This is a genomic window from Sphingobium sp. DC-2, assembly GCF_000722555.1.
In the GTDB taxonomy this organism is placed as follows: domain Bacteria; phylum Pseudomonadota; class Alphaproteobacteria; order Sphingomonadales; family Sphingomonadaceae; genus Sphingobium; species Sphingobium quisquiliarum.
Map to the genome: position 1 here is coordinate 1 of NZ_JNAC01000031.1, position 9285 is coordinate 9285.

At 68.9% G+C, this 9285-nt stretch carries 8 protein-coding genes and 1 pseudogene; 1 reads left to right on the top strand and 8 read right to left on the bottom strand.

Annotation, left to right across the window (positions count from 1 at the left end; genetic code table 11):
• Positions 1-378: 378 nt before the first annotated feature.
• The 4 genes from ET21_RS0105755 to ET21_RS0105765 are packed head-to-tail and all read right to left on the bottom strand — an operon-like array spanning position 379 to position 3078.
• Positions 379-1728: an NAD(P)/FAD-dependent oxidoreductase gene (locus tag ET21_RS0105755; protein WP_016744716.1), complete on the bottom strand. Its 1350-nt coding sequence runs from the start codon at positions 1726-1728 to the stop codon at positions 379-381.
• Complete coding sequence (merB, locus tag ET21_RS0105760) at positions 1710-2489, bottom strand: organomercurial lyase (protein ID WP_021224338.1); 780 nt, start codon at positions 2487-2489, stop codon at positions 1710-1712. The genes ET21_RS0105755 and merB overlap by 19 nt, the downstream gene beginning before the upstream one ends.
• Positions 2490-2501: 12 nt before the next feature.
• A complete protein-coding gene (locus ET21_RS26975; RefSeq protein WP_021224337.1) occupies positions 2502-2726 on the bottom strand; it encodes a GDCCVxC domain-containing (seleno)protein in 225 nt (74 codons plus the stop codon).
• Entirely contained in the window at positions 2719-3078 is a 360-nt protein-coding gene (locus ET21_RS0105765; RefSeq protein ID WP_021224336.1) for a hypothetical protein, read from the bottom strand. Before ET21_RS0105765 ends, ET21_RS26975 begins: the two co-directional genes overlap by 8 nt.
• A gap of 74 nt (positions 3079-3152) precedes the next feature.
• Here ET21_RS0105765 and ET21_RS0105770 point away from each other — a divergent pair, with 74 nt between their 5' ends.
• Positions 3153-3569, top strand: a complete 417-nt coding sequence (locus ET21_RS0105770) for a helix-turn-helix domain-containing protein (RefSeq protein WP_016744720.1) — start codon at positions 3153-3155, stop codon at positions 3567-3569.
• A gap of 3 nt (positions 3570-3572) precedes the next feature.
• On the opposite strand, the gene ET21_RS0105775 is transcribed toward ET21_RS0105770, so the two are convergent.
• The 4 genes and pseudogenes from ET21_RS0105775 to ET21_RS0105790 all read right to left on the bottom strand — a co-directional run.
• Positions 3573-4436: an ArdC family protein gene (locus ET21_RS0105775; protein ID WP_030538909.1), complete on the bottom strand. Its 864-nt coding sequence runs from the start codon at positions 4434-4436 to the stop codon at positions 3573-3575.
• A 169-nt stretch (positions 4437-4605) separates the two neighbouring features.
• Positions 4606-6768 carry a hypothetical protein gene (locus tag ET21_RS0105780; protein WP_021224413.1) on the bottom strand — a complete coding sequence of 721 codons (2163 nt, stop codon included), beginning with the start codon at positions 6766-6768 and terminating at the stop codon, positions 4606-4608.
• Entirely contained in the window at positions 6765-8552 is a 1788-nt protein-coding gene (locus ET21_RS0105785) for a hypothetical protein (RefSeq protein ID WP_021224414.1), read from the bottom strand. The genes ET21_RS0105780 and ET21_RS0105785 overlap by 4 nt, the downstream gene beginning before the upstream one ends.
• Positions 8549-9285 (bottom strand): annotated as a pseudogene (locus tag ET21_RS0105790) (tyrosine-type recombinase/integrase); the annotation flags it as partial. The gene ET21_RS0105785 and the pseudogene ET21_RS0105790, both read right to left, overlap by 4 nt.

Below are 9285 nucleotides of genomic sequence, written 5' to 3' on the forward strand. Positions count from 1 at the left end.
ATATCCTGACAGTCCAGCCCAAAATGGCGGTTGGAAGGTGAAAACCATCGGTTGCCTCCAGCACTGCCCAAAAGCCCCATGGCCTCCCCCGAGGCGGGGGTGGGCGGCGAGAGCGACCGGAGAGGCCTGCTGAAGCGGCGGGCTGCACCCGCAGGGGCGAAATGAAATGGAGCAGCCCGGCGAAGCCGAGGCTTGCAGCGCGCCGCGGCGGGCCTAGCAGGGAGCGCCGACCACTCCCGCATCGAGGGAGAGGCCAAAAAATCGGAGCCGCCGCGCAAGCGGCGTCCGCTTAATGGCGGGCGACAGCCCGCATCGACATGCATCGCGAAGCGGCCGATCGCGCGAGGGATCGGCCGCCATGGCAGTGGCGCTCGTGCGTTAAGTCAGCATGTAGCCGACGTCGGAGGCGCCGGTCGGATAGGCGAACATGGTGGAGCGAAGATCGGCCGCGGTGAGGCCGTGGCGGATTGCCAGACCGAAAACGTTGATTACCTCGTCGGCGTTCGGCCCCACGAGATGCGCGCCGAGGATGAGGTCCGTGTCCTCGTCGATCAGCAGCTTATGGCCGTAGACCGGCTCGGCGAGGCGGCGGGCGGTGAACCAGTCTGGCGTCGAGGCTGCGTTGACCCGGAGCGCGACGCCGCCGCGGCGCGCCGCCTCCTCTGACAGTCCGACGGCGGCGATCGGCGGCAGAGTGAAGGCCACGCTCGGCACGCCGCGATAGTCCGGCTGGTGCGTCGGGCCATCCAGGAGGTTGGCGGCAACTACCTTGGCATCGTGGCTGGACACCGGCGTCAGCCGCGGCCCGACTCCGGCAGCGTCGCCGGCGGCATAGACCCGCGGGTTGGAAATGCTCCGCAGATGCGCGTCGAGCTGCAGGCGCCCGTCCTGCACCGCCACCTCGCCGGCGGACAGGTCGAGCGCCTTGAGGTCAGGACCGCGCCCGGCGGCATGAACGACGAGATCGGCGGCGACGCTGAGATCAGGCTCGCCCTGGCGCTCGGCGTGGACCAGCAGACCGCTCCCGCTGCGCTCGACCCGGGTAACGGTGGCACCGGTCTCGACGCGGATGCCGAGCGCCTCGAACCGGGGCGTCAGCCAGCCCACCAGGTCGGGATCGAAGTGCGGCAGGAGCCGCTCGGCCCGCTGTAGGATGGTGACCTCTGCGCCCGCTCGGGCCGCCAGATGCGAGAACTCCGCAGCGACATAGCCGCCGCCGATCAGCACGATCCGGCGCGGCAGGGCCTGAAGCTCCAGGAACGCATCGCTTGTGCTCACCAGATCTTCGCCCGGAATGCCGAGCGGGACTGGACGCGCGCCGCTGGCGATCAGGATATGGCGGGCCCGCAATGTCCGGCCTTCCACCACGATCGTGTCTGGGCCGGCAAAGCGAGCAACACCGTGTAATGCGTCGACACCGAGCTCGGCGTAGCGGTGCGCCTGCTTGGCGGGGATCGGATCGGTGAAGGTCCGCTTGAACGCCATCAGGTCGGGCCAGTCGATCGCCAGCGTGCCGTCGACGCCATGTCTGGCCATGCGCCTTGCCGCGTCGATCGCTTCCTCGCCGCTGACCAGCATCCTCTTGGGATCGCAGCCACGCAGCGCACAGGTGCCGCCGAACGGACGGTGATCGATGACGGCGACGGACCATCCAGCGGCACGGACCCGGCCGACCGCGACCTGCGCTGCCGTGCCACTGCCGATGACGATCAGGTCGTAGGAAGCCATGGTCGCATCTCCATCCGCATCGGCGCAAAAATCGCGCGCCCAACCTCGAGCGCTTCGGCCAGGCACAGACGAATGCCGTCATCGGCTCCGACCGGACCGCTCGCGCACCAGGCCGCCAGATGATCGTCATCGCAGAAGAAGGCCTGCAAGGTGCAGAGCGACGATGCCGCGCAGCCACTGGCATAGCGACGGCCGGACCAGACGACGATCGCGCCCGGCTCAACCTCTTCCAGCTCGCGGCCGCGGCTGGGGGTATGGATGGCGAGCGTGCGCCGGCACTGGCGGCAGGCCGAGCGGATCATGCAGTCCCGCTCCAGCATGGCGCCGATCCCCAACGCGTCGATGGCGCACATGGCGCTCATGGTCACTCCGCTGACTTCGACTTGATGTTCGCTGGGGCCGTCGGTGAACGGATAGGCGCCGGTCACCCGGCCCGCGCCGTCGAGGACCACGAGATCGCGCCCGGCGAGCCGCTGCAGGGCCGAGCCGACCTCGCCGGAGGGGAGTCCCGATGCGGCGGCGATCTGTGCCGGCACCGGCGAGCGACCATCGGCAGCATAGGCTTGAAGCACGGCGCGCCGGACCCGCTCCTCGACGCCGTCCATCCCGCGCCACTTCGAACCGATGAACGCCGCGAACAGTGCCGTCAGGGCTGCGCGGGCGCTGGGTGTTGTGACTGCGCTCCAGTCCGGGACAACGGCACCGCCGGGAAATGTAACCGTCGATCCAAAGGCGGCTTCAGCGGATGATGCGCGCGCCATCGCCCGCCCTCCTCAGCCGCAGCACGCCTTGCCGCCGCTCTCCTGGATCGGCGGACAGGGCACGTCGCCGTAGGAGCAATAGACGCAGCAATCGCCCGGCTTGGGCTTGAGGACCGCGCCGCAACCCCGGCAGTCGTAGAAATACTGGCAGGCATTGGTCGGCATGGTCTCCGTCGCCCGATGACCGCAGTGGGGACAGGTCAGCGTCGAGCGCAGCTCGGGGGTGGCATCAGACATAGCGATAGCCTGCCCAGAGCAGGGCCGCACCGAGCAGCAATCCGATGAGCGTGAGAACACGCATCCAGCGCGGCGTGCATATGCCGCCCGGCCCACAGCGCGCCGCCGTAACTTGCTGGCGCAACAGCAGCGCCGCGCCGGCAAGCAGGCACAATGCGCCAATGAGGAGAAGCGGCGTGCGATACGGCGCGGCGACAATGGCCACGCCGCCGAGCCAAGCTGCGCCGATCCCGGCGGATGCGAAGAGGATCGGCAGCGCACAGCAGGCGGCGACGCCGAACGCCGCAGCGATCCCCGCCAGCGTGAGCGTGGCGGTGCCGATCCCCTTAGGCGGGCTTGGCGTCTGGGTCACGGGCGACTCCTTGTGGCGGGCATTGAGCTGTCCTAACATCTGTAGCGACTACAGACTCAAGAGGTATTTTGGGGATGGCCGCAACCGGCGCGATCCAGATCGGCGAACTCTCACGCCGCACCGGATGCAACATCGAGACGATCCGCTATTACGAGCGGATCGGGCTGCTGCCCGCTCCGCCGCGGCGGGGCCGCTACCGCAGCTATGGCCGGGAGGACGTGGCTCGCCTGGGCTTCGTGCGCCGCGCGAGGGAGCTGGGCTTTACCCTGGACGAGGTACGCGCCTTGCTCGGACTCGCGGTTGGCGGTCAGGCCTCCTGCGCCGAGGTGCGCGAGCTCGCGGCGTCGCACCTGAAGGACGTACGCGCGCGGATCGCGGACCTCAAGCGGATGGAACGGGTTCTGGCCGACTCGGTGCGCGCCTGCGATGCCGGTCGGGATCCGGGCTGTCCGCTGCTCGACACACTTGGCGCCGAAGTGCGGGTCGCGTGAGCATTACGGCTGTCGGGCGTGCATCCAGTCGGCTGCCGCCTGCGCCTTGCTCGCCGCGGTGAAGATCGCCCGAGGCTCGTCCTTGAGCAGTTGCAGCCAGGAGGCGATGTAGGCCGCATGATCGGGTCGCGGTTCGTGCGCGATCCCAAGATCGGCGAGCAGGAACGATGCGGTCAGTTCGGCGGTCGCTTCCTCCATGGCGAGCGCGTGCCTGGTCCACTTGGCGCTGAAATCCCGGTCAAGCCGATGGGCTGCGCCACTGGCATGAGCCGCTTCGTGAATGTGGGTGGCGTAGAAGCCGTGGGCATCGTGGAAGGCGCTGAAATCCGGCATGTGAATGCGGTCTTCGGCGATATGATAATAGGCGCTGGCCGAGCCGTAGACAGTATCGATGCCGAGCGCGGCGATGAAGGCTTCGGCGGCGGCGAGGCGTTCGCTCTCAGGCAGGTCCGGCGCCGGTTCGGGCGCGTAGCCATCGACCTGATCGGCGTTGAACAGGCTGAACGCCTTGGCGAAAAGCCGTCGATGGTCGTCATCGCCGCCGGCGTCGTCACCCTTCGCGCGAAACTCCTTCCAGAGGACGCCGAGGCTGGCGTGCTCGCCCTTGCGGACCTGCGCGCCGAGCGCCTGCCACTGGCGATAGGTGCCCCAGACCCCGCTCGCGTAGCCGCTGCCATAGGCGGCCGCCCAGAGCGAGATCGTATTTATGCCGCGATAGGGCTTGCCGCTGGCGACGTTGGTCGGGCGGGTGACGTCGGCGCCAAAATGATGCCACGGCATGCGCCAGGTGCCGGTGCCGGCTTCGATGGCGTCGACGATCGCTTGCGTGACGCGAGCGTAGACGTCTGAGCGTGGTGAGGCTGACATGATATGTTCTCCGTTCTCGCGCCGGGGACCATCCCCGGCGGCGGAGGCCCGTTCGCGCCGGGCACAGGGGGGCTCGCGCACCCGTCAGGGCCGCAGCGAAGCGAAGGACGGCGAAGCCGTTGCGCGGGCGCGCCGACCGGCGCAGGACTCCGCCAACAGCCGGGGTGGTCTACGGCGCGGGAGGGTCGATCCCGGCAATCACCGCGGTCAGGCGATCAAGCTCGCGCTGGAGCGCCTGACGCTGGAGGTCGGAGATGCGCCGTTCGCGTAAGTGCGCCCGGGCATCGGCCGCCGCACGTTCCCAGGCCGGTCTGTGGCGGGCGGTGATGCAGGCGTTGGGGCAGCGGGTCGGTTCGCACAGGGCGGTAAGCGGCTGCGCGGGATCGGGGGTCGTCACGCGCTTGAGGCAGAGCGCGGTCGCGGGATCGAAGAAGCAATCCGCGAGCGGGCCGACATGGAAGGTGCGCGCGACGCTGGCGAGCATGACGCGCAGGCGGGCCCGATCGGCGATCATGGCGGGCAGTGGCCCGAGCTTAACGGCGGCATCGTCGAGGGTCCGCGCGATGCGTGGTCCCGCCGGTCCGCCGAGTGATGCGCCGCCCTGCCGCCGGTCGAAATAGTCCAGCAGATCGTCAATCTGACCGAGCCGGCGCTGCGCCTCGACCTCTGCGCGGAACCCCGATCCACTGGTCCCGGCATAGCCCTCGAAAGCGGCGACCGAGGCATGCTTGTACTGGATCATGCCGGCGATGGTGCCGAACGGACGGTTGGCGATGTGCCACGCGATGGTGCGCCGGAACTGCCGCGTCGTGATGCGCCACGGCTTGCCATCGGGGCCGGGTGGGATGACCGGCGCATCGGGGCTGCCGAAGACGGTGTTGAGGTGGTCGCGGAAGGCGTTGAGCTGGCGGACCACCTCGCTCGACAGATGCGTCTTGGTGACAGCGCGGGGACGAAGCACCGGCCAGAGCGTGTCGCTTCCAGTCTTCCGTGCCGCGTGTTCCGACAGCCGTTCGAGCACCGTGATCGCCTCGGCCACCGGTTCGATCGTCACCCAGCTCGCCGACTCACCGGCGCTCGATCGGCGCTTGTAGAGGGTCGATCGGACGCGTTGCCGCTCGATCAGGCCGTCTTCGCTGCGCGCGATCGAGAGGCAGCCGCGCCGCATCGCCTGGACCTCGCAGTCGCGCATGCCGGTCAGATAGGCGCATACGATATAGGCGGCGGCCTGCAGCATCCGCTCCTCGATCGCTAGGGTCTTCACGTCGAAGCGGGCACGCCATGGCCGACCGCTCTCGGGAGCGATCGAGATCGGCGTGTCCATGCCGCCGACCTCGGTACCAAGCGATGCAACCGCTTCGCGAATGACATCCGGTGCGCCGGTAGTGAGCATGAGATGCATGGCCGGCTCGGCGACGGCATCGATGCCGGCATGCAAATGGAGGAGATGGGCGTTGATCGGCGGGGTTGCATCCCCGGTGAGGGGATCGATGCGCGTGGCGCCGTTGTGTGCCGTCGTCCAGATGGGCACGCCGCGTCCTTGCCGGGCTCGGCGCGCGAGATAGCGCTCGAGGCGCGCGCGCTGCCGCAGGCGGCGCTCTGCATCAGGCAGTCCGCGTTCGGCGGCGAGCAGCCGAGCGCGGACTGCCTCGAGCCGATCGAGCGCGACCCGAGCCGCCAGAATATCGGTCGCGAAGGTCGTGACATAGCGCAGCGACCAGGCGAGCAGCGGCGTGACAATCTCCTCCGGCATGCGTGGGGTGCGGTTCTCGCGCACATGCCGATATCCGGCGACGCGCGCAGCCGCTTGCCCGGCCCACGGCTCGAACCCGAGACCGCCTCCAGGCAGGTGATCCCGGAGATGGTAGAGATCGGTGACCACCTGCAAGAGCTGGCCGACGATGACGGGGCGCCGCGCTGAATCATCCCGCAGGTGGCGCGCATAAGCGTCGATCAGCGCCTGATCGATGCGGCCCAGGTCGAGCCGCCCAAGCCGCTCGCGCGCGAAGGCGAAGAACCGGCGAGCCCGGTTGAATGCCTGTCGGATGCTGGCGGGCGGCAGCTTCGGGTGGTAGCCGGGAAGACCGACGTTGAGGCGGGCGTAGAGATAGGCGCGCATTGCCGCCTGCACATCGGCATGTTCGAGCACGTCGAAATGCACGGTGACGTGGCAGCGCCGAGCGTTCTCGCGGAAGACGGCGGGACCGAGATCCCAGGTCGGGTCGCCGACGTGCGACAGCTCCTCGCGGGCATGGCCCGCCTTGAGCGGCGCGCTCGCCAGCACAGGGCGATCGTCGAACGCGGGCACGAGGGCATGGACGGGCGTGGTCATGCGCGTGCCTCCGGCGGCAGATAGAGCCGTTCGCTCCCCATCTGCCGGCGCGCTTCGGCGATAACGGCATCGGAGAAGACCGGCAGGACCTGGACCGTGATCCGGGTGTGGACGCGGCCGAACTTGGCGGCCCAGTCGCTCGCCGGCAGGCTGCATCGCTGCTCTTCGACGAACGCGAGAAAGGCGAGGATCGCGGGGAGCTTGCGCGCGGTGATGACGGCGTTGGGACAATCGAGGCAGCCCCAGAAGGGCTGCGCGCAGGGCGAACCGGGCTCGGCGAAAGGACTGCTATGGAAGCCCGCGCAGGCGGCGAGCCAGACATCCTGTTCGCCGTCGAGCACCGGACCCACCGTATCAGCCGACATCAGCGACGCGACCTGTTCGGGCGCTTCGCGCAGCGCCTGCTCGGCGGTGGGTGGAAGCACGGTCGGCATCGCCGCAGCGACCGCTGCGCGGAAGGCATCGGCGACGGCCGCCTCGTGCAACGGCCGGAGCGACGGCAGATCGGCATAGTGGCGCGCCGCAACCTCGCGGGTGTGACCGACCGCGAAGCGGGCCATATGCCCCTCGGTCTTGGTGTACCATAACGCCTTGTGGGTCTTGCGCAGCCGGGAAAGCAGCAGATGGAGCGGCTTCCCATCATCGCCGGCGATACCATGGCGACGAGCCCAGGCGGCGAGTTGGAACTTGGGATCGACGATGCCGGCGCGAAGGCCGCCAACGTTGTGATAGAGCCAGAGGCAATCGTCGGTCAGATGCTCGCGTGCGACGGCGGTGACGTCGATCAGGCGACGCATGAGGCCGCCGGGTGTGCCGCTACCACCATCGCGGACCCGCATGCTCTTGTGCTCGGCACCGCGGGCGCGGCGCTTCAGATAGCGCAGCTCCACCGTGCCGGCATGCGGGTTGGTGAGACAATCCACGGTCAGCGTCTTCAGGCACTCCGGCTCGAGGCCGGTATCGAGCGTGAGCAGCACGAGCAGCGCCGGCAGATCGCGCGCGAGCAGATGATGGCGGCCATGCAGGTCGTCGATGAGCGTGCTGATCGGCAATCCGCGCCGCATGCGCATGAAATAGAGGCGCTTCAGCGCGGGCTGGTCTGCGACGATAAAGCCCTGCCGCGCGATGATCGCTTCGACATCGGCGCGCGCCCTGGCGACGACAGGGTCGCCCTCATCAGTGCGGTCGTCGGCGCCGAGGCGGCGAAGCATCGCTTCGATATCGGCCCTCGCGGCGTCGCGCAGCGCGCGGGCGACGAAGGGGCTATAGGCATCGCGCGGGGTCGAGCGGCCCGCCGAAGTGGCCAGCGTGTAGCGCAGCCGCTCATGCAGGTCGGGCGCGATCCGATCGGGCCGGTCTGCCTCGATCGCGCGCAGCGTGTTGATGACCTTGCCGACCGTTATGTGCCGGTGGATCGCGCCCATCCCACGCCGTTCGAGCGCGGACGCAAAGCCATCGATATGGACTGCGCGCAGGTCGTTGACGCCGGTCACCTCCGGCGCATCATCGCCAAGCCAGGCGAAGAAGTGGCGATAGACCTGAACATACTGCTTGATGACGCTGGCCGCACCGATGGGGCCGCCGAGCGCCGCCGATCGACGCAGCGCACCGGCGAAAGCGATGGCGAGTGGGCGAGGATCGAGCCCGGTCATATCGACTAGGACCGTTCCGCCATGCCGCGCCTCGATGGTGAACTTGAGGCCGAGCACAGGATCGGGCTGCGATCGCTCCGGCGTGATCGGCGCAAAGGCGACAGGCCGGCCCTTGCGGGGACGCCCGCTCATACGCCTTGCGGCCCCGGCAGTAACGCCAGCAGCTCCTCGACGGCCGCGTCCACCGTATCGGCGCGGGTCGCGATATGGTCGAGGTAGATATAGGTGGTGGTGAGGCTGGCGTGGCCAAGCAGGCGTTGCACCTGTTGCAGCGGGTCGCCCAGGATCAGCCGATAGCTCTCCACCGGCCCCACCGGCAATGCCGCTTCGCGCAGCCGCTGCTGGATCAGCAAGGCGAGCATATGGACTGCGAAGGCGTGGCGAAGCTGGTGCGGGCTGATCGACAGCGGGAAGCCGTTCTGTGCGCACCGCTTGCAGGCGCGGGTGAAGATCACCTCCCACGAGTTGGGGCGGACAGGCTGGCCGACCTCGGTCAGCCATAGCGCCGCCGGCTCGCGGGGCGTTCCATCCTCGTCGCACAGGATCAGGCGGCATCGTTCCTCCGGGGTGCAGATATCGCGCATGCGGTCGAGACCGGCGCGGGTGACAGGGATCGGTCGGTCGAAGCTGGCCGCACCGTCGCGCGCGGCGAACTTGGCCACGCCCGCGGCGCGCTCGACCGCGACATAGGCGGCGATCTGACGAAGCAGCCGGCGTGGGACCAGAACGCTGCGTCCGCGGTCGCCCTTGGTGAGCGGCGGCGGAAGGGGCAACCAAAGTTGTTGGACGTCACCGTCCTCGCGGTCGATCGCCGCGAGCTCGACGGTGAGCAAGCCCGACGCCTCTTCGAGGCGCAGGCCGGTGG

Coding starts and splice junctions, on each gene's coding strand:
- ET21_RS0105785 (WP_021224414.1), bottom strand. CDS start 8,552: ATGAGCGGGCGTCCCCGCAAGGGCCGGCCTGTCGCCTTTGCGCCGATC.
- ET21_RS0105780 (WP_021224413.1), bottom strand. CDS start 6,768: ATGACCACGCCCGTCCATGCCCTCGTGCCCGCGTTCGACGATCGCCCT.
- ET21_RS26975 (WP_021224337.1), bottom strand. CDS start 2,726: ATGTCTGATGCCACCCCCGAGCTGCGCTCGACGCTGACCTGTCCCCAC.
- ET21_RS0105755 (WP_016744716.1), bottom strand. CDS start 1,728: ATGGCTTCCTACGACCTGATCGTCATCGGCAGTGGCACGGCAGCGCAG.
- merB (WP_021224338.1), bottom strand. CDS start 2,489: ATGGCGCGCGCATCATCCGCTGAAGCCGCCTTTGGATCGACGGTTACA.
- ET21_RS0105770 (WP_016744720.1), top strand. CDS start 3,153: ATGGCCGCAACCGGCGCGATCCAGATCGGCGAACTCTCACGCCGCACC.
- ET21_RS0105775 (WP_030538909.1), bottom strand. CDS start 4,436: ATGTCAGCCTCACCACGCTCAGACGTCTACGCTCGCGTCACGCAAGCG.